We start from the raw sequence: 24,440 nt of genomic DNA on the forward strand, positions 1-24,440 counted from the left end.
ATTTTCTCAGTATGAGAAGTTTTACGGGTTACAAACTTAAATACTGAGATTAAGCTTGGTTTGAAGATTGACTTAGTTATTTTAAGCTGAAAGTCTATGGTTAGCCGGAAAATATTACCGTTTTTGTTGAGTTTAGGTTTGGTTTTGATTCCACAAATCACTGTGGCGCAAACGGTAGAGGAGTTGGAACAAAAAGCGACATCTGCCGAAGAAGTGAAAAATTATCAAGAAGCTGCTAATATTTGGCGGAGTTTGATTGAACGGGATTCCAAAAACAGCTATGCCTACATCAAGCTAGCAGACATTCTATCTTCCCAAGGAAAGATTGCAGAGACGATCGCTGCTTATCGTCAAGGGTTGCAATTAACTCCCGATGCGGCGATTTACCTCAAATTAGGTAATTTTCTGGTTGAAAAGGGACGAACCGCAGAAGCGATCGCTGCTTTCCGTCAAGCTGTCAAACTCGATGCTAAAAGTGATACAGCTTTCATCATTTTAGCGATGAATTTGATAGCAATGGGCAATCCAGAGGAAGCAGTAGTGGCTTATCGTCAAGCCATTAAAATCGAGCCTGATGACGATAATTACAACAATTTAGCCGATACCCTCTTCAAAATAGGCAAACGAGAAGAAGCGATCGCAGCTTACCGAGAAGCCCTAGAAATTAACCCAAAGAGCTATCAAGCATACAACAGTTTGGGTGATATTCTCGAATATTCAGAAGCAGTCGCAATCTATCGTCAAGCGAGTAAAAATGACCCAAAAAATGAAGTTTATTACGAAAAGTTAGCTGAACTCTCATTAAAGCGCGGTTTTGTGAATGAAGCGATCGCAGCCTACCGCCAATTAATTAAAATCGAGCCTGAAGCTTCAAGGTATGTAGAATTGGGTGATGTGCTGATGACACAAGAAAAACACCAAGAAGCGATCGCTATTTACCGCCAAGCCGTTGCCACAAAACCCACTGATTATTATTACAGTAAATTAAATGAAGCACTAGCTCAACACGGAAACCTAGATGAAGCCTTGGCAAACTGCCAGAAGGTGGTAAAAATTGGTGAAGGCAGTTATGACACCTGCTCAAATATTAGCTTGCCACTTTACAAGCAAAAAGGCTTTCCTGGGGTCATGGAATTTTATCAGCCGTTGGCGAATCTAATACCACGTCGCCAAATGGCAGAACTTTACATCAAACTTGGCAGAGAGATTTCTTATGGTGAATCTGGTGATGGCTCAAAACAAGAGGCGGCAGCAGTTTTTCGAGAAGTGCTGCAAATAGATCCAGAAAACACTGATGCTCAAGATGCTCTCAAGAACTTAATTGCTTCTTAAAGGATTCTCGTAACTCCCCAGGTAGGATGGTCAGGATTATTCCAAGCAAGGAAGAGTAATGGTAATGTTCAGGTATGAGTCCAGAAGAAAAAGATCAAAAAATTGAGAGGCTTGAACTGGAAAATCAGGATCTGCGTCAAAAAATAGCAGAGCTAGAGAGGCGTTTGGGGTTAGATAGCCGTAGTTTCAACCCAAACAGAAACATGGTATCGAGTTGCGCCTAAACGCAAAGATATTGAAGTATTGGATGATATCAAGCTAAGGATCATCGTCTCTCCCAAAATTGAATAATTTAATTTTTGAAACTCCCAAAGACAGCGGCATCTGAAAGGAGAAATTATGGTGTAAAGAAATGCTGGTGTTGTGAATATGTTATGATTTCGAGCAAAAAGTCTCTGTTCACAACATTTAGAAGATGGGAACTCTAGCTAATAAGTTTAATTACAGTATCCCACCCAGCACTGCCAATGATGTCCCATCCTGCTCATCCCACTTTGGGCCAATCTTCTTATCCTGGCTTGACTAGAAGCTTAAGTGCTGTTGAAAGTTGGGGTTTCGGTTTAACAGCTCATATTTCCTGGACAGCATTGGTTCCAGCAATTCATGCTGCTCTCGGCCCCCAAGCTATTTTTGTCTGGATACCTGCGGTGATTTTCGGAATGCTGCTCAACTACCAAGTAAAACGCTTGGGTATGCATTTTATAAATGTGGCTGGAGGAACGCCTAACTATGCTACTAAGTTGCTGCAAAAATACCCAGGAATAGCTTGCTATGCAGCAATTGGATACCTTCTTAATTGGGTTTCTTACCTGTCAGTTAATACCATCGTTCTCAAAGATTTAATTAAGGTGAATTTGGAGGCGCTGGGTATTGCCTGTCCAGAAATACTTTTAGATATTGGCTTTACACTGTTGCCGTTTATAGTCGCGTTTAGTGGGACTCGCGCCCTAAGTATTTTACATTTATTTTTTGTAATTCCAGCCTTTGGATTGCTAATTACCTTCTGTGTACAGGGTCTTGGCTGGTTAGCTTTCTCTGGTGATAGTCCTGGGTTTTTTCCTAGCAATTGGTCATCTCTGGGTTTTGTCGATTGGGCAAAGTGGTTCTTTTTCGTCACTTATGCCACCTACAGTTGTGAAACGGCTTCTTCTTTTGTCGCCGATAGCCGCCAACCCACCCAGACGCTACGTTTTCTAGATGTTGCGGCATGGATGATGCCACCGATCTTTTTGGGGGGATCTTGGGTAATGATGCGGTTAGCAACCGATCCCAGCCTCAAAGACAATGCTTTTATGAATCTTGTGGCGGCTTCCCAACCTTTCTGGGGAAAATCAGCAGCTATAAGTGTTTCCTTTTTGCTAGTAGCTGCTTGTCTTTTAGGTTCGGCAACGGTTGTTTCTAATTGCCCTCGGATTTTGTATCAGTTGGCTTTAGACAAACACATCTCACCTGTATTTTCCGTTGTTTCACGTCGGGGTGTGTTTGCGCCAGCACTGACATTAACACTGGTGTTGTGCCTAATTTATTTGATTTGGGGAGATGTCGCGCGAATCGTAGCCGTTGGTAATGTTGGCTGGTTTGTCTCCTTTATGTTATTGCATTTGGGGCTTTGGCTGCGGCGCGATCGCTCGGAAGTTTTGTTCCCTCGCATATCTCTGGCCATTCTGCTGTTAGAAGTTGTGGTGCTAGTGGTGGGCGGACTTGCCTGGGGTTGGCTAAACTTGCTAATTGGGCTATTATTTCCCATTGGGGTTATGGGAATAGATGCAGTGATTCGCCGGGTGAAATTCCCTCCATTTCATCCCAGTTGGTGGAGGCAACGATATCGCACACGCTCTCAGGTAATTATCAAGGACTCGGTAGTTCTCCAGGTGAGCATCCTGATTTTTTTACTATGCAGTGCAGTGGCAGTTGGCTGGTTATTTGGTGTCAAACTAAATAAAACGGCAAGCGAGGCGGGGGAAAATATATTTGTGGTGCTGCTGATGACGGTAGCATTTGTGGGAGTAGCGATCGCTTGTTGGACAAGTTTACCGCAAGTGGTTGCGATCGCAGAAGCCCGTGAATCTGCCGAACACCTATTTACTGTTGCCCAAGATGGTATTTTAGTTGTGGACGATCGAGGTATTATCCAGCAGGCGAATCCAGCCACTGAATCTTTCTTTGGTGTCAACCCATCTGAGTTGGAGGGAAATCACCTCAACAAATGGCTAACTGCATTAGTCTACTATCCAGACGAGTGGACAAAACGCAGCGAACAAACCTTACTCCGCAATGGCAAAAACAAAATCCTAGAAGTTTCCATCTCAGACAGGCCACATCAGGATTTTCAGGAGTATGTCGTCATTCTTCACGACATTACCCAGCGCAAACAAGCAGAGCAGATATTGCGATACTCAGAAGCACAATTGCGCCAAGAGGCAAAGCAGTTAGCATCTCAACTCATACATAGCGAAAAAATGTCCAGTTTGGGGCAGTTGGTAGCAGGTGTAGCGCACGAAATTAACAACCCAGTCAACTTTATCTATGGCAATATCACCCATGCCAATCAATATATTGAAGATTTACTGAAGATAGTGCAATTATATCAGCAAAACTATCCTAATCCAGTAAAAGAAATTAAAAAAGAAACAGAAGCCATCGACCTAGATTTCGTAATAGCAGACTTGCCGAACTTGTTAACTTCTATGACTGTTGGTGCCGAAAGAATCACAGAAATCGTCCTATCTCTGCGAAACTTTTCTCGGTTAGATGAAACAGAGATGAAAGCTGTAAATATCCATGAGGGTATAGATAATACATTGCTCATTCTAGAACATCGACTCAAGGCTAAATCTAACTCTCTAACAATTGACATCATCAAAGAGTACGGCGATTTGCCATTAGTAAAATGTTATGCTGGACAACTGAATCAGGTATTTATGAATCTTCTAGCAAATGCGATCGATGCTTTAGAAGAAGCTGTGGATAATGGGGAGTGGGAAGTAAAGAAAGCAGCCCGATCTACTCCCCAAATTAAAATTCATACTCAGCTTAATAGTGAAAATCAGGTAGTTATTAGCATTGCAGATAATGGTATAGGCATTCCAGAAAACGTCCAAAAACACTTATTTGAACCATTCTTTACCACTAAACCAGTTGGCAAAGGTACAGGGTTAGGTTTGTCTATTAGTTATCAGATTGTCACTCAAAAACATCTGGGAGAATTAAAATGTATTTCTACTCAGGGACAGGGTACAGAATTTGTAGTTGTAATTCCGCTAAATCAGGAAGCTATCTAAATAAATAATTTTTATAAGTTCAGTAAAAATGTGACTGAGCAAAGTCTATATTTAATGTTGAACAATTTTAATCGTTTGATATAAACCTCATCTATGTTGAAGCCTAGAGTTTTTTAAAAGATATATTTATGTAGGTTGGGTGGAGTGAAACGCAACCCAACACTACCGCCTTATTTATGTTGGGTTACGCTATCGCTGCACCCAACCTACAAAACTATGCTTCTCAAGATAGACGAGGTTTAAATAACGATTTAAACAGCATTAAGGAAATAGAGAAATGTTGAAAGTTTTTGCTGATAGAGGTGGTACATTCACAGATATTGTTGCCGTTACTAATAATCAGGCAATTATAGACAGACTTTCAAGACATCCTGAACGTTTTTTAATTGTTTCCCTACCTAAAGAGCAATGGATTATAGTTTACAAGCTACTTTCAGAAAATCCTGAACAATATCAAGATGCAGCCATCCAAGGTATACGGGATATTATGGGTATTTCTAGTAACGAACCCATTCCTACTGAAGCGATAGAAGTTATAAAAATGGGGACAACAGTAGCAACAAATGCGTTGTTAGAACGGAAAGGAGACAGAGTTGTTCTGATCATTACCAAAGGTTTTAAAGATGCGCTGCGAATTGGCTACCAAAACCGTCCTAATATCTTTGCGCGTCAGATAATTTTACCAACTATGCTTTATGAGCAGGTAATTGAGATTGATGAACGTTATGATGCTCATGGAAATGAATTAAGACCTGTAAATATTGAACAAGTCAGAAATGACTTACAAGCAGTTTACAACACAGGTATTCGGAGTTGTGCTATTGTTTTTATGCACAGCGATCGCTATCCCAAACACGAACAACAAATAGCCAAAATCGCCCAAGAAATCGGCTTTACCCAAATCTCTGTATCTCATCAAGTTAGTCCGTTAATGAAATTAGTCAGTCGAGGAGATACAACAGTAGTCGATGCTTATTTAACTCCTATTCTCCGTCGCTATGTCAACCAGATAGCGAGTCAGTTACCTGGAGTAAAATTGATGTTTATGAAATCTGACGGCGGTTTAGTCGCAGCCCAACAATTTCAAGGCAAAGATAGTATTTTGAGTGGCCCGGCTGGTGGTATTGTCGGCGCAGTTCAAAGTAGTAAAAGAGCAGGTTTTGAGTTAGTTATTACCTTTGATATGGGAGGAACAAGTACAGATGTCGCCCACTTTAAAGGAGAGTATGAACGACAACTAGACTCGGAAATTGCTGGGGCGCGGATGCGAGTTCCCGTATTAGCAATTAATACCATTGCGGCTGGAGGCGGTTCAATTCTCTATTTTGATGGTTCTAGTTATCGTGTCGGCCCTAAATCTGCTGGTTCAAATCCTGGCCCTGCTTGTTACCGACGCGGGGGCCCATTAGCAGTTACTGATGCCAATGTGATGTTAGGCAAAATCCACCCGCAATATTTTCCCTCAGTTTTTGGAATTGATGGGAATTTACCTTTAGATAAAGATACTGTCATTCAGAAATTTACCCAATTAGCCCAAGATATTCAAGCTGCTACATTAACTCATTGTACTCCCGAACAGGTCGCGGCTGGATTTATTGCGATCGCAGTGGAAAATATGGCGAACGCAATTAAAAAAATAAGTCTGCAACGAGGTTATGATGTCAGCCAATACGTGCTTTGTTGTTTTGGCGGCGCAGGCGGACAAGTTGCTTGTTTAATTGCCGATACCTTGGGAATGAAAAAGATATTTCTTCACCCTTATGCTGGTGTTCTTTCTGCTTATGGAATGGGATTAGCTGATGTCCGGGCGATTAGAGAAGGAGGAGTAGAACAGCCTTTAACCCAAGCATTAATTCCTAAATTACACCAGTTAATGGAATATTTAGAAACTCAAGCTAGAAGTGAAATAAATGAAGATAATACTCAAACAGAAATGGTTTATAAAGTCAACTTAAAATATGAAGGAACTAACTCTACCTTAACCGTTAACTTTGCCGATGATGTGGTATCAATGCGGCAAGAATTTGAGGATGAACATAAATCCCGCTATGGTTTCATTCAATTAGAGAAAACCTTAATTGTTGAATCAGCATCAGTAGAAGTAATTCAGAAAATGGAGACTCCCGAAGAACCCTTAATTACTCGTACACGTTCTCTAGCTGAAGCCCCCAAAGCCGTTGAGATAGTAAGAATGTTTGCTGCTGATAAATGGCATGATACGCCTGTTTATCGGCGAGAAGATTTGCAACCAGAAGATAGTATTAATGGGCCTGCAATCGTTGTTGAAAAAATTAGCACAATTGTAGTAGAACCTAACTGGCAAGCAAGATTAACTGCAAAAAATCATCTAATCTTAGACCGTAAATATTAATTAATTCATCAGGGTTAGTCTGTAAATTACAGGATAATCAATATCAAGGCACTTGTAGTAAACCTAAATAAAAGTTAAATGTCACCTTACGTTTATCCGGTTATTAAAACCGCAGAAATAGAAACTACATTCTCAGAATTAGCAGAACAATGGCGGCGTGAGACAGGAATGCTCTCTATTGCTTCAAAAATATCAATGCATCCCGCTTATCAAAGAATAATCGGGATGGGACAACCTGTTGTTCCTTTAATTATGCGTGAACTTGAGCGCGAACCAGACCATTGGTTTTGGGCCTTAAGTGCAATTACCGGAGCAAACCCTGTCGAAGCCGAACAGCGTGGTAGACTTCAGCAAATGGCTGTAGCTTGGATCGAATGGGGGAAAGCAAATGGATATAGATGGTAAGTTGGAAAGCTACAGAGAAAATAAATTTCCCAACTTATACCATACTCAATATTCTGTAACTAGCAAGCAAAGTACATCATATAATTGTTTTGCTTGGGCTGCGGGTGAGGATGATGCCTGCGGCAACCCGAAGCGGGAACGCTGGTGGAGTCCAATAGACCCAGATAATATGTATTACTGGGTAGAAGGTGTAACAGCAGAATTAAGTATGTCAGCTTTTATCCAAGCATACAAAAGCTTAGGGTATGAACTTTGCAATAATTCCGAGCTTGAAGTGGGTTTTGAGAAGATAGCAATATACGCTACTTCTGATGGTGAACCAACACACGCCGCCAGACAATTATCTAACGGAAAATGGACGAGTAAACTTGGACGTTGGGAGGATATAGAGCATGAACTTGAAGGTTTGACAGGCGAAATGTATGGTTCTGTGCAGCAGATTTTAAAACGTCAGACTTATTAATTCAAAATAAAAATTCAAGTGACTATGGAAATGAAGCTAACTAAGTTAAGTCAAGAGGATTACTTCAATACGATTAACTCAGCTTTCACAAAGTTATCACAAACAAATCATATTGAAGATGAGTATATTTTACATTACTGCAAAATTGCTTTTAGAAACAAAGTAGATTGGAAAACTAATTTAGATTATTTAAATTATGAAGAAAAAGTAGTTTTTCAATACTTAATTGATGTAGGACTAGTCGAGAAGCCAGAAAAATCTAAACAAGCAAAACAGCAAGAGTTAGTTAATGGACTGCTAAAATTTACTTTTATTATCAGTATTTTTGGCTTGGGTTTTGCAATACCATTAATAGCTAATCTTGTAAAGGAGTCTGAGGCTATATCCGACTACAAAAACAAAATATCAAATTTAGAATTGCAAATCGATAATTATAAAAAAGATATTCAAGACCTGACATCCGAAAATCAAGAGTTACAAAAAATCGCTAAACCAGAAGTGATTCAAGAGCTTGAACAAAAATTAGATAATGTTGAAAAAGCTAGACAAAATATTAATGAAGAGCTAGCTAAGGAGAAAAGCAGGAAGTGTCTAATTAGATTTCCTTAAATGAATAAATTTGTTGTTTATAGGGCAAATCTAGCGATGAAATCGTCTATCTAAAGAAAATATCAAAATGTACACGACAACTAAACCCGATCCCATCCGTTTAGAAATATTCAAAAATCTATATCAATTTATAGCTGAACAAATGGGGATTGTGTTACAAAACACGGCTACATCTGTGAATATCAAAGAAAGGCTAGATTTTTCCTGCGCTATTTTTGACTCATCGGGATTATTAGTAGCAAATGCCCCCCATATTCCCGTACATTTAGGTTCTATGAGTGAAAGTGTTCGCAGTTTAATTAACGATAAAAGTGACACCCTAAAACCAGGAAATGTCTATCTATCTAATAACCCCTATAACGGCGGAACCCACCTTCCTGATGTCACTGCAATTACTCCTGTCTTTCTGGAGAATTGTGAAAATACTCCATTCCCTATTCCCTATACTTCTCTACGAGAGGCTGCGCCAACGACTGCGCTCAGTACAAGTTCCCCATTCCCCACTCCCCTATTTTTTGTTGCTTCTCGTGGACACCAAGCAGATATCGGTGGAATTACCCCCGGTTCAATGCCTCCTCACAGTACCACAGTAGAAGAAGAAGGAATTCTTTTTGATAATTTTCTCTTGGTTGAAGATGGCAATTTCCGAGAAACCGCAGTAAGACAGCATCTTTCAAATCATATTTATCCTGCTCGTAACCCTGACCAAAATATTGCTGATTTTAAAGCACAAATTGCCGCAAATGAACGAGGAGGACAAGAACTTTATAAAATGGTTGCACAATATGGAATTGAAACCGTTCAAGCTTATATGAAGTTTGTGCAAGTTAATGCTGAAGAATCAGTCAGAAAGGCTATCAATCTTCTCAAGGATGGCTCATTTGTTTATGAGATGGATAATGGGGCAATAATTAAGGTAAAAGTGACAATTCATCAAGAAAGCCGCAGTGCTACTATTGATTTTACTGGAACTTCTGAGCAACTAAATAGTAATTTCAATGCTCCGAAAGCTGTAACTCAAGCAGCAGTGTTGTATGTCTTTCGGACTTTGGTTGATGATAATATTCCTTTGAATGCCGGGTGTCTTAACCCTCTAGAAATTATTATCCCAGTTGGCTGTATGCTGAATCCAATTTATCCAGCAGCAGTGGTAGCGGGTAATGTAGAAACTTCTCAAACAATTGTTGATGCTTTATATGGCGCTTTGGGTGTGATGGCTGCTTCTCAAGGAACGATGAATAATTTTACTTTTGGTAATGAGCAATATCAATATTACGAAACTATCTGCGGCGGCTCTGGAGCAGGAATTGATTTTGATGGAACTGATGGTGTTCATTCTCACATGACTAACTCTCGCTTGACCGATCCAGAAGTTTTAGAAACCCGCTATCCTATTCTTTTAGAAAGCTTTAGCCTCCGTCCTGATAGCGGTGGAAAAGGAAAATATTCAGGTGGTAATGGAGTTGTCCGCCGCATCCGTTTTTTAGAACCCATGACAGCTAATATTCTTTCTGGACATCGAGTTATTCCTCCTTTTGGATTAAATGGTGGGGAAGCCGGAATTGTTGGACGCAACTGGATACAACGTCAAAATGGAATTGAAGAAAATTTAGACAGCACAGCAACAGTAGAGATGAAACCTGGGGATGTTTTTGTGATAGAAACTCCTGGAGGAGGCGGTTTTGGTAAAGTCTCCTAGTAGTCTGTCCCATTAATTTTGATGGATTAAGAGAATGAACCGCATACTCCTACGGAGAAGCAAGCTACGCGCAGCGTATCGTTAGAGAAGGACGCAAAGTATAAGATTGATTGGCAAAAGATTTTATCTGTAATAACACTTATCAATCCAAATTCGCATTTCTTCTTCAGAACCAAAACAGGCAGAACGTCCTGTCATCGGATCGTAGGCGTGCCAAGAAGAAATATGACCGCGCCAGTCTGATTCATGCCACACTTGGAGGTCAGAACCACTAGCCATCCAGATGACAAAATTTTGCCAATATTTTTGTAAATTTAACAAAACATTAAATTTATTCATAGTGAAAGCACCAGATAAACACTGAACTATTACTTTTACTTTCACGTAATACTTTTCAACTGAGAAGGTACAGTTTTGGCAGATTTGATCTAGTACAGTTAAGCCGTATTCCAACTGGTATAGTAAAAAAACTCTCAACTGTACTAGGTAAAGTTGGTAGAAATAGTTTATATTGCCAGTATTGATGATTATTTAGTCATTGACGAGTGTGCCAAAATGAACATTTTATTAGAACGGCAATCACCAAAACCGATTTATTTGCAGATCCGCGATCGCATCAGTCATCTGATTAAATCTGGCGCACTCAAAAGTGGCGATCGCCTCCCTTCTATTCGCTCTCTGGCAGAAAGTTTACAGATTAATAAACTCACGGTTATTGAAGCATATAACGTTTTAGAAGCAGATGGGATTGTTTCTGCTCGTCAAGGTTCAGGATATTTTGTCAGTAGCATTCCTCTTAAAAGCACTAACCTAGAATCTAAATTTGCTCCAGCCCAAAATGTCATAATTACAAAACCAGGAAAGTGTTCTTTTTATGATATGTACACTCCACTGGTGCAAGCGCAAACACAGCCAGGAATAATTAATTTTGGCTACGGTTATCCTCGTCCACCAAAAGATATTAACCTCATTGCCAGACGAGCATTAAGACAAGACGATGCTGATATTTTCTTTCCCCATGAGATGCCTCAAGGACAACTAACTCTGTGTAGACAAATTGCTCAGATGTTAGTACATCAAGGATTAGAGGTTTTTCCAGAAGATTTAATTATTACTAATGGCTCTCAGCAAGGGTTGTCATTAGCGATGAATTATTATGTACAACCTGGTGATTGGGTGATTGTAGAAGCTCCCACTTATTATGGTGCAATTTCTATTTTAGAAAACTTAGGAGCCAAGATTATTGGTATTCCCATGACTGCGGAAGGAATGAATTTAGATTTATTAGAGCAATATCTCCGCAGCCACCGCCCGAAATTAATTTATACGATTAGTACTTTTCACAATCCAACAGGATTGACGACAACACAAAATCATCGTCAACAATTACTGGCATTAGCAGAAAAATATGAGTGCCCTATTTTGGAAGATAATGCTTATGAAGGAATAAATTTTGATGCTGTGCCAGCGCCAATTAAAGCTTTAGATAAAAATAATTTGGTGACTTATTTAAGCACTTTTTCTAAGACTTTAATGCCTGGTTTACGAGTTGGCTATATGGTAGTTACAGGTAAGCATTATCAAGCCATGATTGAGCGGAAGTTGCTCCATGACTTGCACACATCCAGTATTTCGCAAACAATAGTTAGCGAATATCTCGCTTCAGGACATTACCGCCGTCACCTCAGCCGACTTCGCACAGATAATCTGCAAAGTCGTAATATAATGCTGCAAGCTTTGGAGCGTTATTTCCCTGAAGAAATCCGGTGGACAGTTCCCACGGGTGGATTATTTCTTTGGGTACAGTTACCAGATGATATTCCGATTGGGACAATTCGTAACGAAGCTTTTGCAGAAAATGTCTACCTGGCGTGCGGTTCGGCATTTTTCCCCGATAAGCAAGGTTATCCGGCGATGCGTCTAACTTTTTGTCTCTCGCCAGAGGAAATTGAGCAAGGTATTTCGATTGTGGGTAAATTGCTGAAAAAGTATATTTCTAGAGGATGTGTAGATACAGAGCGGCTTGTTGTCAAACATCGCATATCTAATTATCAACCTCTGGTTTACAGTTCATAGGTTAGCACAAATGTCCTAATGTACTTCGCGTTAGGAGTTCGCAATTTAAGCGATCGCTATCAGCATAATTCCTTTCATCCCTTCGCCATTGAAGCCGGAAACGCTTATTTGCTAATATTTCCAGTGCAACAACATTAAAACAGGGCAACTTCTCATCACCATGCCAACATCTACAATTGACGATAAAGACGCAGCAGCAATCCAAGCCGCCAGAGTTGGGGTTGCAATATGCGATCGCACCGCCTGGGGACGTATCAAAGTATCTGGTGACGATCGCCTTACTTTCTTACACAACCAAAGTACTAACAATTTCCAAATACTCAAACCAGGACAAGGTTGTGATACGGTTTTCGTCACTTCTACAGCCAGAACAATTGATTTAGCAACCGCCTATATTAGAGAAGATGCGGTAATCCTGCTAGTTTCACCCAACCGCCGCCAATATCTCATGGAATGGCTGGATAAATATATTTTCTATGCCGACAAGGTGGAATTATCTGATATCACAGAATACACCAACACCTTCAGCCTCATTGGCCCAGGAAGCGACGCTGTTTTAGAAAAGTTGGGTATTGGTGAACTCATCGGTCAACCTTACGGTAATCACCAAGTATACACGATCGCTCCGGCTGAGGGAGTGCGGATTGCTGTGGGTAGTGGGTTAGCGGCTCCCGGATACACCTTCACTTTTCCTTATACTGACAAATCTTCGGTGTGGAACAAATTGTTAGAAGCTGGGGCGGTAGAAATGAGCGATCGCGCTTGGGATGCTTTGCGAATCCTACAAGGCCGCCCCGCGCCAGATTCCGAACTCACAGATGATTACAATCCTCTGGAAGTTGGTTTGTGGCAGACAATTTCTTTTACTAAAGGTTGCTATATTGGGCAAGAAACCATTGCTCGGTTAAATACATATAAAGGTGTAAAACAACACCTTTTGGGTATCCGCCTCAGTGCCCCTGCGTCAGTAGGAAGTGCGATCGCAGTGGGAGATGAAAAGGTCGGCAAACTTACCAGTTACACAGAAACGGCTGATGGTTATTTTGGGCTCGGTTATATTCGCACCAAAGCTGGTGGCGTAGGCTTAAAAGTTAAAGTGGGAGAAACTGAGGGTGAAGTCATAGAAATCCCCTTTGTTTCTCACGAGTACCCATAAGTAATTCAAGTCAAAATATCTTCTTCTTTATTTCTAGCGCCGTAACAAAATTCATCTACCCAAGAAGCTAAACTACGGGCATTAGTGGTTGGTAAATTCACTTTGCTTTTAACATTTTGTGGTTGAATATTCGGTTGCTTGCCGTTACTTTTAACCTCAGTAGTAATTGCTAGCGATCGCACTGGTTTACCATTACTGTTAATCTCAGTAGTAATTGCCAGCAATGCGCCTACAGGGATTCGGACAGATGGCGCGTTGCTTTTAACCTCGGTAGCTAACGCTACAGATGGCATAGTTTTGGCTTTGCTGTTGGCTTCAGCAGTCATTGTCAGCGATGTTCCTGAAGAAAAACATTCAAGGGGCGATGTCTGACGAGAAGCTGCAAAGTCGCTACGTACTGATTGATATTCGTTCAAGAAACCCGATGATGGCGTTTTCACCGGAGTATCTGGAGCAATTTTAGTAGCAAATGCAACTACTAACTCAGGTTTACGGGTGCGATCTACCTCTGTGGTAGCCGTAAATAATGGCGCAAGGCGATCGGCGCGTGACAAGTTGGAGTCTAGAGTCTTGGCAAGAGAAGTAGGCACAATTTTGCTAGCAGTTACAACCGATGATAGATGTTTATCCTCAGAATGCTTCTCATCTGGCGACTCGATTTCAGCTTGGCTTATAGCTATAGAATGCTCTGATTTTATTAAACGTAACTCTTCATCAGGATTGAAGTTAAGACCTAAAGCGGCAACTATTTTATCTGGATCGTTATTCAGATCCAGCATAAAAGCAAGTATTTCATCAAACTGGGGTTCTAAAACAGACAGTGTTGCCAAAATAAAACCGGACAAAGGACGGCGCAGACCATCGTAAGTGCCCCAAATTCGCATTTTGACTAGCCAAGAAATATTTTGCTCGTAGTAAACAAGCCAGTTTTGTTTTAAGGATTGACGCAGCTGTTGGATATTCATTGGATGCCTCGCTTCAGTCAACAAGATTACAGACCCTGATATGAATGGCACGCTTGAAAAGCTGAAACCTCCTTGCTGGCAGGGTGTGGGAGGTGTGGGAGGATGGGGAGGCAATGCAGCATTTGTTGATATGCAGTTATTCAATTTCTCCTCTTTCTCCCCACACTTCCCCCACTCCCCACACTCAAAAAGCAAGTTATATCAGGGCTTTGCGATTAACAAGCGTGCCATTCGACCCTGATATTGAAATATTTAGCTTTATTTCTGGGGATGAAACCGATAATAGAGCATCTGTTTGACTCTTTGACCACCTAGCAAATGATTTTCTATCAGTAGAGAGACTTCATCGGGTCGAACACCGCTATACCAGACCATATCGGGTAATACCAGCACCATTGGCCCATTGCCACATTGCCCCAAACAGCTGCTAGCCGTTATCGTTACATCAGGAATTGGCAAAGCTGTAAAAGCTGCAAAAACCTTGGCTGCACCTTGCTTTTTGCAGGTACGATTTTGACAAACCCGCACACATTTAGAAGAAGAGGGTTGGTCTATTGTCGAGAAGTTTGATGGTTGAGTTGTCATTTGTCCTTTGTCCTACCCTACGGGAAGCCGCTGGCGCGTCTATGTCATTTGTCATTCGTCAGTTGTCCTTTGTCAGTTGTCCTTTGCTAATGACCAATGACCAATGACTAATGACCAATGACTAATGACTAATCTATAGAAAGTCCTTTTGAGGCTAGCCATTCAGGGTTGAATATCCGCGACTGATACCGGGAACCACTATCACACAAGATGGTGACAATGGTATGTCCTGGCCCCAACTGCTTCGCTAGAGCAACAGCTGCGCCAACATTAATCCCCGTTGAGCCGCCCATTAACAGCCCATCTTTTCTTAGCAGTTGGTAAACTACTCGTAAAGCTTCTTTGTCATCGATTTGGATAGCATCATCAGCAGGTGCGCCTTCCATATTGGCTGTGACACGACCATTTCCGATACCTTCGGTGATGGAATTTCCTTCTATATTGATTTCGCCGGTTTTGACATAGCTATAAAGTGCGCTACCCAGTGGATCGGCAACAACGCATTTAATCGCCGGATTTTGTTCTTTCAAGTACAACGCCACACCAGCATAAGTACCAGCAGTACCAGTTGCAGCTGTCCATGCATCTATTTTACCATCTGTCTGTTTCCAAATTTCCGGCCCTGTGGTTTCGTAGTGAGCGTGGCGGTTGGCTAAGTTATCAAACTGATTTGCCCAAATAGCATTTTCCAACTCAGCAGCGACTCTGCCAGATAGCTTGACGTAGTTATTTGGGTCTTTATAGGGTACGGCAGGAACGCGACGGACTTCTGCGCCTAATGCAATCAGTGCATCTATTTTTTCTTGTGATTGGGTATCGGGAATAATAATTAGGCATTTGTAGCCTTTGGCGTTGCAAATATGTGCCAATCCAATGCCAGTATTACCAGCAGTTCCTTCTACAACGGTACCACCGGGTTTGAGTAAACCTTTCTTTTCTGCATCTTCAATAATGTAAAGTGCGGCGCGATCTTTGACGGAACCGCCAGGATTGAGAAATTCAGCTTTTGCAAGGATTTCACACCCTGTTTCTTCACTAAAGCTGTTTAAGCGAATCAGGGGTGTGTTGCCAACAGCGCCGACGAAGCCATTTTTAATATCCATTTTGACTATACCTGTGTGAGTATCTATAAAAATTTTGGCTTATAGCGATCGCATTTCCCCACTCGGCAATCCAATAATAATCATAGTTACCTAAGCGATCGCATCTGGCAGTGTGATATTTAGGGATTATATAGGCTGGTTATATTGTCACCAATTACAGAGGTTTTCACGTATTTGAACCACATCTGTTGTAGGGGCACAGCAGTGCTGTGCCTTTACCACGTGGCCTATTTACCTGAAAATAGCTGTAATTTAAGATTAGCGCGATCGCATTTCCCCACTCGGCAATCCAACAATAATCATAGTTGTTTACCGCCATACCTGAGCCAGCATCAGATCAAAATGAAAGTCATACGTCCACACTGGTAGCTTCATTTCTTCTGACAAAACGGCAGTGACAGCATCGCAGACGGTAATCCGTTGATCTGGAAAACTTGCAGCTTTTTCAACTGCTGCCATATATTGTTCCTGTGAAGGATTGACGAAATGAACTGCTCCTATACATTGTCTAGCAAAGCTAATCGCTTGTTCAGTTCCGAGACGATATAGCAAAAGATTATATGTTTCCAGGTAAACAGGAAAGGGAACTAGGATTATTAAATTTTCTGTATTTATACGTTGTAGTTCGGCTTGGGAGCGCTCATGATATTGGTCGTCTATATCTACAGCAGCATATAAAGGCCCAGTGTCAGCAATTACGGCTCTCAAGGTGTGTTTGGTGGCAATGACTGCAAAAACGTTTGTTCAGCTAGAATTTTATCGTGATTTACTGACGTATCTTTAAATCCGCTTCCCTTGGGTGCAGGAGTAAGGCGTAAACCTTGCTTTTGTGGAGGTAAATAACCACGTTGGCTGAGGAATTCTTCGAGGGCATTTTCTACAATAGCGTTAGCAGGTAAGGAAACTTCTTGATCGCCGATGTAAGCACTGAGAGCATTAGCGATCGCATCTGGCAGTATGATATTTAGGGATTGCATAAACTGATTATATTGTCAGCAACTAACTTAAGATTAGCGCGATCGCATTTCCCCTTATTCACCCATTGAAACTTGACTGCGGTCAAACAACCACCCATCGCCAACTATATCCTCTAGACGTTGATTGAGTCGCGGGAGGAAATATTCTGGATCATTTAGACGTTGCTGAGTAAACCAATTACCAAATGCTTCCTCTGTTTCAATTCCTTGGGCACTTGCCGCACCTGCTATCATCTTGAAACTATGCTCCTGAAGTTCCTCTAACTGCGGATGACCTTCACCTTGGCTGTTGCAAAAGAACATTGCCGTTGCTCCTAACACGGCTTCTAGTTCATCACCTTGAGGCACTTTATTATATAAAACACGGATTAACTGAATGGTATCTACTAAAGGTGCTTGAATTCTCAGTGTCAGCCAGATTGCTTGAGCTAAGTAAACCAAACCGTTACTTTCATCACTTAAGCCTAAATAGCGCAGAACTGTAGCCATCTGCCCATAAGCCTTAACCTGTGCAAACAATTCAATTGCTTGCAGATTTAACTCTATTTGTCTAGGTATATTTCCAGTTTTACCAGCAACACAAGCTATATTCGCTAGATTCTCAGCCTGACCTAAAATATTGCCAACGTCCTTATTTATGTTTAAAGATTTATCCAACAAAGATAGCCCTTGCTCAATATTTCCTTGATTGACAATTGCATTTGCCATATTGTTGAGTATGGTGGCTTTATCTTTAAATTCCCCAATATGTTCTATAATCTTTAAAGATTCCTGCCAGAAAGAAAGCGCTTGTTCTATGTTTCCTTGACGAGCTATTACTTCTGCCATGTTATTAAGAGTAGCGCCTTTGCCAAGGATATTCCCAATGCGCTCATCTATTTCTAAGGATTTCTGCCAACAAGAAACTGCTGTTTTAGTATCTCCTTGTTGGGCAATTAACCATGCCATGTTGCTTAAAATTATGGATTTTTCTTTCAAGTCATCGGTAGGGCAAAGGTCTAAAGCTTGCTGATAATTAGCAAGAGCGTCTTCCACTAAACCTAAATTGTATTTAGCACGGGCTATACTTCCCAATATGCGGTAGTCCCGAACAACTGCTAAGATTTGCTGGCATAGTTCTAGAGCTTCTAAAAAGCGATAATTGTTGTCCCAATCAACAGCGACGATATCACCAACACAAATGGCAATCTCCCATTGTTCTGCCAGCAGTCCTAATCGTATAATCTCAATTGCTTTGTCATCCGCGCAGGACTTATTTGTCTCCTCCCACCAAACTTGATAGACTTCCCTTACCGCTTTCTGCCGTGTCTTTTGCCACTCTTTCTCACTCAATAAGTTTTCCAGCAAAGGTTCTAAAATTGTCGTTACCCGGTAATTAGCTGGCTGGGTGGGGTGAGTGGTGGCAGACTCGACTAGGCTAAGACTGATAAGTTTTTGCAGAAAAGAGGCAGAGGGGGAAATGGCATTGATGATTTCAACAGTAACGGGCAAATGAAACACACTCAAGCGTGCGAGAAACTTTTGTTCTTCCAATTCCAAAGCATCCAGCAGAGTTTGAGCCAAGATATTTTCGCGGAGGAACTTATTCTCAGTCGCCTCCAGCCGATTCAGTAATTCATCCGCCGCTATTCCTGGCTGCTGAATCACCTCCAATAGCCACTTCAGCAACCGGGGATTACCATCAGCAATGTCGATTATTTGCTTAGTTCTTAACTGCTGCCTAACTTCTTTATCTAAAAGAAAGCAGATTTTATCAATATCACTGCTACTCATCCCTGCCAAAGATTCCAAATGCAGTTGATGAGGTGGCAAGGTGTCTTCATTCAAATAGCGACAGGTGACAATCAGCCGACTTTCTGCCGCGTTTTCCTCCAATGCCGCACAAATCGCCCCTAAAATTTCGTAAGCCTCTGCCGTCATCCGCAGTGAACCATTTTTAACGCTAGTATCGGGAATGTTTTGCTCAAAGTCATCCAGCACCAGCAGTAAGGGTTGGTTGTGTTCTTTTTCTATTGCTTCAAAAAAGTTTTGCAACCGTCCTTTGAGAGACACCTTTGGTTCATTCAGCAGTTGGGGCACATTTGCAAACCGCTCAAACTTATTAGAAAGCTTATTCAGCAAACCTATCTCATCCAAAGGCCCAATCAACACAACTCGCGCAAAATTAGGACGCTGCATTTGCACCCGCGTACATAACCGCGCCGCCAGAGTACTTTTGCCCAGTCCACCCATCCCCGCAATAAACACGCCGATTTGGTCGCTGCTTTCCTGCAAAGCCTTGAGACACCGTTGCAAAGGTCGTCTGCGTCCGACAAACTCAAACTGACTGGCAACTTTAACTTGATTATTCTCATCCAAAAATTCTTGCTCTGACGGTGTAAACTTCAGCCTTTCACGATTTCTTGTTCTCAGAGGTGTTACCAGTTCTGCAATGGGGCGCGTATCCCGATACATCCGCAACAGATGCCAGTCGGTGCATTCTTTCTCAATCATTTCCTGCTGCGCCGCCTTGACTGCTTCTTCAACAGTTGCCCCCGTCGCCAAAGCTTGATAAAGTGCCTGTGCCGCTACAATACCCGTGCGGTCATACACCGGACGCGCCCAGCCTAAAACTATACCTGCCCCCGCCTTCACCAATGCTTGCGCCATCGAGGGTACTGTCCCTTTGTTAGCAACCTGTCCCGTATGACAACCAGAGAGAAAAGTTACACGCGGCCAGCGTCCGCGAAAGGCTTTTGCTAAATCATTGACAGTAGTAAGTTGCATATTCCCCACCTCATCTTCAGTGATGAAGCAGGGGGTATTGTCTGCCAGCGTTATACCTGTTGACAGCAAAAAGCCGTAATCTTTTTTGGTATAAATTATCCCGTGTCCCGTGAGGTGAAAGACATCAAAATAGTCTTCTGGGTAGGATTTTACCAAATTGGCTAATTCTGCAACCGAGCCGCTTTCCTCGACAATCAACGCCAAAGGTTGATCCTTAGTTGCTTGCAAAATATTCGCTTCTTCCCGCTCAAACCCTAGTGGTGGAACTCTAGGATCTTCGGGAGAAGTCGCCATGAACAGCAACCGCAATGGGCGATTTTGCACGCTGAGAACTTGAGTTTGACGCTGCTGCACAGAACGCACTGGTAAGACGGAAAGATTCTGGCGTTCTATTAAAAACCCTGCACCATCATGTAGCAATTCCCAAGGCAAATGTGCCAATCCCAAGGCTACCCGTTCTGTTTCCGGGTTCAATCCCTGTGCTTCGCTGGTTTTAATCAAATCTAGATTAATCGTTTGCTCATCCTTCTCATCCAGCGCCCTTCTCAGCCAACCTTCTTTACCATCCAGCCATTGATAAAGTTGCCGTCCCAACTGGGTGAGATAAGGTAGATGATCTCTTTGTTGAGCATAGTAATTTTGCTCACACAAATCAATCAGCGCTGCCAACTCTGCTTTATCCAGGCGACGTGAGCCGTAATCACAGCGCAGTTCAAAAGTTTGCTGTTGACTGAGGGCGAAGGCAAAGTTTAGCGGCATGGTTTGCAAGGGTAGATTGCACAATAACCTTCACCGTATTATCAGTAAATTCAATCGTCAACAAAGCCAATGCCTTAATGGTTATCAGCGATAAGCTGGTACAGTTCGCGTGATTGGCGAGATACAGCATTGGTGCGATCGCAGTTCAACTATAAAATCAGGATAGATGGGGGCAAATCTGTGGTGTTGTTAAGGATGTGGCTGTATTGATTGTTATATTCATTCAGAACACAAGTCTATTCTGTCAGAACACAAGTCTCTTCTGTCAAAACACAAGTCCATTCTGTCAAAACACAAGTCTATTCTGTCAGAAAACAAGTTCATTCTGTCAGAACACAAGTTCATTCTGTCAGAACACAAGTCCCTTCTGTCAAAACACAAGTCTATTTTGTCAGAACACAAGTCCATTCTCAACAATTTTTTGTCTAGCATCGTGCAATTACTGAGCTAGCAATCCAATCTTATTTAAAAAAACACCTCTTTTTGCAAGCTTTACTGAACCGCTACATTGTCCCATTGAGACACTCTAGAAAGATAAAGTTTAGTAAAAAGCATAGATTGATGCCACGCAAACAAAGAAGCTCTTCCGTGCTAGAAAAAACAGAAAAGCGAGTAATCGGATTTAAATCGATTGATTCCAGCCTTGACTTTGGTGATTCTATCAGTTTAGACAATTTAATCCAGTTAACCGGACAACTCCGCAGCCAGATCGACCAGTATAATATGATGCTAACTGCCCTTGATTCGGCAAAGGCAAAAATAGAAACCCTTGAAAAGAGCATTTGCGAAACCTCAGAACGCTTAGTTAGTGGTGTGGTGTCGAAGTATGGCAAAGATAGCCGGGAATACGAAATGACAGGTGGGGTACGCAAGAGCGATCGCATTCGTAAAGCCATCATTACCCGGTTAAAATCCACCGCAGACTCAAAAGCGGCTGCTACACAAACAGTGTAATGAGCGACAAGTAAGCATTATTACACCCAATACGATTCGGATAAAATCCCCCCGCCTGCGGCGACCCCCTTTGTAAGGGGGTAAAGATCAAATTTAAATAGTAATTTTACTGGGGTTTTTAAAGAATTACGTGAGTTAGGATACAGCATGATTGATGGGTAAATGCTGACATCTTTTCATTGTCTTAGACGGGATGAACACCGATGACATCTGAGAGCGATCGCCAAAAAGAACTTGAACACCGGGAACGTTTATTACGGGAACGAGAAGTTGAATTGCGACTCCGGGAAATGGAAACCAACCTCCATGTTAACGATGCGGCTTTTCATCAAACTGTGAAGCATCAACCAGATCAGAAACCTTGGATGAAAAAACTGATTCTGGGTGGAAAGCTGTTTGCTTTTGCTGTAGTAACACTAGTTGCAGTCAGAATAGCCTCAGTATTGGCTGGGTTTATTATTGTTGGGGCGCTGGGATGGATGTCTTACAAATTATTTTTGGAATCTAAAAAAACCAATCTTTAATAAAGGTATAACTGTTATGAATAATCAGGTAGCAACTGATAGATTTATCCAAGATTTAGAGCGGGTTGCTCAAGTGCGATCGGAGATGTCTGTATGTTTGAGTAAACTGGCTGAAACAATTAATCAAGCTGAGTTGGCTGGGGACTCTTCATCAGGAAAACTCAGTTTAGAGCGAGATATTGAAGATATTACAATAGCTAGTAAAAACCTCCGCCAAGGAGTATTTCGCCTTTTAGTATTGGGCGATATGAAGCGGGGAAAAAGTACGTTTCTTAACGCTTTGATTGGTGAAAACTTATTACCAAGTGATGTTAACCCTTGTACCGCAGTTTTAACAGTTTTACGCTATGGGCCAGAAAAGAAAGTCACCATTCATTTTAATGATGGTAAAAGTCCGCAACAGCTAGACTTTCAGAACTTCAAATATAAATATACCATTGACCCGGCTGAAGCTAAAAAACTAGAGCAGGAGAAAAAACAAGCCTTTCCTGATGTTGATTATGCAGTAGTTGAATATCCCTTAACGCTACTACAAAAGGGAATTGAAATTGTCGATAGTCCAGGATTGAATGATACAGAAGCGCGAAACGAATTATCTTTGGGTTATGTAAATAACTGCCATGCAATTCTATTTGTGATGAGAGCTTCTCAACCTTGTACCTTGGGTGAGCGTCGCTACCTAGAAAATTATATCAAAGGTCGAGGATTGACAGTTTTCTTCTTAGTTAACGCTTGGGATCAGGTGCGGGAATCATTGATTGATCCTGATGATGTTGAAGAATTACAAGCATCTGAGAATAGATTACGGCAAGTATTTAACGCCAATTTAGCAGAATATTGTACTGTAGAAGGTCAGAATATTTATGACGAAAGGGTGTTTGAGCTTTCGTCAATTCAAGCGCTTAGACGACGGTTGAAGAACCCGCAAGCTGATTTAGATGGGACTGGCTTTCCGAAGTTTATGGAAGCCCTTAATACTTTTCTTACCAGAGAACGTGCGATCGCAGAACTCCGTCAAGTCAGAACCTTAGCTAGACAAGCTTGCAATCATACCCGCGAAGCAGTTGCTAGACGCATACCATTACTTGATCAAGATGTAAATGAATTAAAAAAACGGATTGATTCAGTAGAACCAGAGTTTAACAAACTCACAGGTATCCGAGATGAATTCCAAAAAGAAATTATCAATACCAGAGATACTCAAGCAAGAACAATTTCCGAATCTTTCCGCAGTTACGTTTTAAACTTAGGTAATACCTTTGAAAACGACTTCTTACGCTATCAGCCAGAATTAAATCTGTTTGATTTTCTCAGTAGTGGGAAACGAGAAGCATTTAACGCCGCACTGCAAAAAGCCTTTGAGCAATATATTACCGACAAATCTGCGGCTTGGACATTAACTGCTGAAAAAGATATTAACGCAGCTTTTAAAGAACTTTCTCGCAGTGCAGCACAATATGGTGCATCTTACAATCAAATCACAGACCAAATTACAGAAAAGCTCACCGGAAAAGACGTAAAAGTACATACCACTACTACTGCTGAAGAAGATAGCTCTCCCGGTTGGGCAAAATGGGCAATGGGATTGTTATCACTGTCTAAAGGAAATCTTGCTGGTTTCGCACTAGCTGGAGCCGGATTTGATTGGAAAAATATCTTGTTAAACTACTTCACTGTAATTGGTATTGGTGGAATAATTACAGCAGTGACAGGGGTTTTGCTTGGCCCAATCGGATTTGCGTTGCTAGGCTTAGGAGTAGGATTTTTGCAAGCAGATCAAGCGCGTAGGGAGTTAGTTAAAACGGCGAAGAAAGAATTAGTTAAACATCTACCTCAAGTAGCACACGAGCAATCTCAGGTTGTATACAGTGCTGTAAAAGAGTGTTTTGACTCTTACGAAAGAGAAGTGAGTAAGCGGATCAACGATGATATTGTCTCTCGCAAATCTGAATTAGATAATTTAGTCAAACAGAAACAAACCCGCGAAATCAATCGTGAGGGTGAGTTCAACCGCTTAAAAAACTTACAGGAAGATGTAATAGCCCAGTTGCAAAAAATCGAGGCGGCATATAGCAATTTATTAGCTTACTATAGCTAACACATCTGTTCCCAGCTTCTAGCATAGAATGGCTATTGGGAGGCTCTACCTCCCATAAGTATAAATCAATAGGATTCAGTTAAGCATCTCTTTCTTCTCTTCTCTCTGTGTTCTCTGTGCCTCTGCGGTTAGTTAAAAAAACAAACTTTGACAAAGATTTTTAGCATTAACTGAACTGTATTGAAGTATAAGTAGCTAAACGTAAATAAATTAAAGTTTGTATAGCAGTCCTAAATCATTTGTAAAAATAAATTAACCGCAGAGACGCAGAGAGCGCAGAGAGAAGAATCAGAGATTTATTTTTACCACTCATTTAG

The 24,440-nt window shown here is 41.5% G+C and carries 19 protein-coding genes; 12 read left to right on the forward strand and 7 right to left on the reverse strand.

All coding sequences use genetic code 11. The annotated features are described in order from the left end of the window. Positions 1-96 precede the first annotated feature (96 nt). The 7 genes from ACFFRD_RS15645 to ACFFRD_RS15675 all read left to right on the forward strand — a co-directional run bounded on the left by ACFFRD_RS15645 (position 97) and on the right by ACFFRD_RS15675 (position 10,160). Complete coding sequence (locus ACFFRD_RS15645) at positions 97-1,332, forward strand: tetratricopeptide repeat protein (protein WP_392482250.1); 1,236 nt, start codon at positions 97-99, stop codon at positions 1,330-1,332. Positions 1,333-1,799: 467 nt separating this feature from the next. Next, positions 1,800-4,613: an ATP-binding protein gene (locus tag ACFFRD_RS15650; RefSeq protein ID WP_392482251.1), complete on the forward strand. Its 2,814-nt coding sequence runs from the start codon at positions 1,800-1,802 to the stop codon at positions 4,611-4,613. Positions 4,614-4,890: 277 nt separating this feature from the next. Next, positions 4,891-6,984, forward strand: a complete 2,094-nt coding sequence (locus ACFFRD_RS15655; RefSeq protein WP_392482252.1) for a hydantoinase/oxoprolinase family protein — start codon at positions 4,891-4,893, stop codon at positions 6,982-6,984. 78 nt (positions 6,985-7,062) lie between these two features. Next, positions 7,063-7,389 (forward strand): hypothetical protein, encoded by a 327-nt coding sequence (locus ACFFRD_RS15660; protein WP_392482253.1) that lies wholly within the window; start codon positions 7,063-7,065, stop codon positions 7,387-7,389. Continuing rightward, positions 7,373-7,852 (forward strand): hypothetical protein, encoded by a 480-nt coding sequence (locus tag ACFFRD_RS15665; RefSeq protein WP_392482254.1) that lies wholly within the window; start codon positions 7,373-7,375, stop codon positions 7,850-7,852. The genes ACFFRD_RS15660 and ACFFRD_RS15665 overlap by 17 nt, the downstream gene beginning before the upstream one ends. A gap of 24 nt (positions 7,853-7,876) precedes the next feature. After that, the gene (locus tag ACFFRD_RS15670) at positions 7,877-8,461 is read left to right on the forward strand and encodes a hypothetical protein (RefSeq protein WP_392482255.1); all 585 of its coding nucleotides are present in this window, start codon (positions 7,877-7,879) and stop codon (positions 8,459-8,461) included. A gap of 67 nt (positions 8,462-8,528) precedes the next feature. Beyond that, positions 8,529-10,160 (forward strand): hydantoinase B/oxoprolinase family protein, encoded by a 1,632-nt coding sequence (locus ACFFRD_RS15675; protein WP_392482256.1) that lies wholly within the window; start codon positions 8,529-8,531, stop codon positions 10,158-10,160. Between the two features lie 123 nt (positions 10,161-10,283). Here the strand turns inward: ACFFRD_RS15675 and ACFFRD_RS15680 are convergent, their stop codons facing one another. Then, entirely contained in the window at positions 10,284-10,499 is a 216-nt protein-coding gene (locus ACFFRD_RS15680) for a hypothetical protein (RefSeq protein WP_335041141.1), read from the reverse strand. Between the two features lie 216 nt (positions 10,500-10,715). On the opposite strand from ACFFRD_RS15680, the gene ACFFRD_RS15685 reads away from it, so the two are divergent. Together ACFFRD_RS15685 and ACFFRD_RS15690 are read left to right on the forward strand one after the other, a co-directional pair. Beyond that, entirely contained in the window at positions 10,716-12,236 is a 1,521-nt protein-coding gene (locus ACFFRD_RS15685; RefSeq protein ID WP_392483079.1) for a PLP-dependent aminotransferase family protein, read from the forward strand. 160 nt (positions 12,237-12,396) lie between these two features. Beyond that, positions 12,397-13,392, forward strand: a complete 996-nt coding sequence (locus ACFFRD_RS15690; RefSeq protein WP_392482257.1) for a YgfZ/GcvT domain-containing protein — start codon at positions 12,397-12,399, stop codon at positions 13,390-13,392. Between the two features lie 5 nt (positions 13,393-13,397). Here ACFFRD_RS15690 and ACFFRD_RS15695 read toward each other — a convergent pair whose 3' ends face one another. The 6 genes from ACFFRD_RS15695 to ACFFRD_RS15720 all read right to left on the reverse strand — a co-directional run bounded on the left by ACFFRD_RS15695 (position 13,398) and on the right by ACFFRD_RS15720 (position 20,547). Then, a complete protein-coding gene (locus ACFFRD_RS15695) occupies positions 13,398-14,357 on the reverse strand; it encodes a DUF5331 domain-containing protein (RefSeq protein WP_392482258.1) in 960 nt (319 codons plus the stop codon). A 258-nt stretch (positions 14,358-14,615) separates the two neighbouring features. Beyond that, complete coding sequence (locus ACFFRD_RS15700; protein ID WP_392482259.1) at positions 14,616-14,942, reverse strand: ferredoxin; 327 nt, start codon at positions 14,940-14,942, stop codon at positions 14,616-14,618. Between the two features lie 128 nt (positions 14,943-15,070). Beyond that, positions 15,071-16,045, reverse strand: coding sequence for a cysteine synthase A (locus tag ACFFRD_RS15705; RefSeq protein ID WP_392482260.1), 975 nt, complete (start codon positions 16,043-16,045; stop codon positions 15,071-15,073). 309 nt (positions 16,046-16,354) lie between these two features. Beyond that, complete coding sequence (locus ACFFRD_RS15710; RefSeq protein WP_179072255.1) at positions 16,355-16,753, reverse strand: type II toxin-antitoxin system VapC family toxin; 399 nt, start codon at positions 16,751-16,753, stop codon at positions 16,355-16,357. Then, positions 16,750-17,022 carry a hypothetical protein gene (locus ACFFRD_RS15715; protein WP_179072254.1) on the reverse strand — a complete coding sequence of 91 codons (273 nt, stop codon included), beginning with the start codon at positions 17,020-17,022 and terminating at the stop codon, positions 16,750-16,752. Before ACFFRD_RS15715 ends, ACFFRD_RS15710 begins: the two co-directional genes overlap by 4 nt. Positions 17,023-17,076: 54 nt before the next feature. Next, on the reverse strand, positions 17,077-20,547 hold the full coding sequence (locus tag ACFFRD_RS15720) for a CHAT domain-containing protein (RefSeq protein ID WP_392482261.1): 3,471 nt from the start codon (positions 20,545-20,547) through the stop codon (positions 17,077-17,079). A gap of 561 nt (positions 20,548-21,108) precedes the next feature. Between ACFFRD_RS15720 and ACFFRD_RS15725 the strand changes: the two genes are divergently transcribed. The 3 genes from ACFFRD_RS15725 (at position 21,109) to ACFFRD_RS15735 (ending at position 24,123) form a co-directional block, all read left to right on the forward strand. Beyond that, positions 21,109-21,501, forward strand: coding sequence for a hypothetical protein (locus ACFFRD_RS15725; protein WP_392482262.1), 393 nt, complete (start codon positions 21,109-21,111; stop codon positions 21,499-21,501). Positions 21,502-21,704: 203 nt separating this feature from the next. Beyond that, positions 21,705-22,025 carry a DUF3040 domain-containing protein gene (locus tag ACFFRD_RS15730; protein ID WP_392482263.1) on the forward strand — a complete coding sequence of 107 codons (321 nt, stop codon included), beginning with the start codon at positions 21,705-21,707 and terminating at the stop codon, positions 22,023-22,025. A 16-nt stretch (positions 22,026-22,041) separates the two neighbouring features. Then, positions 22,042-24,123: a dynamin family protein gene (locus tag ACFFRD_RS15735; protein WP_392482264.1), complete on the forward strand. Its 2,082-nt coding sequence runs from the start codon at positions 22,042-22,044 to the stop codon at positions 24,121-24,123. Positions 24,124-24,440: the final 317 nt, after the last annotated feature.

The sequence above is a fragment of the Nostoc sp. C110 genome, assembly GCF_043099725.1.
GTDB lineage: Bacteria > Cyanobacteriota > Cyanobacteriia > Cyanobacteriales > Nostocaceae > Nostoc > Nostoc muscorum_A.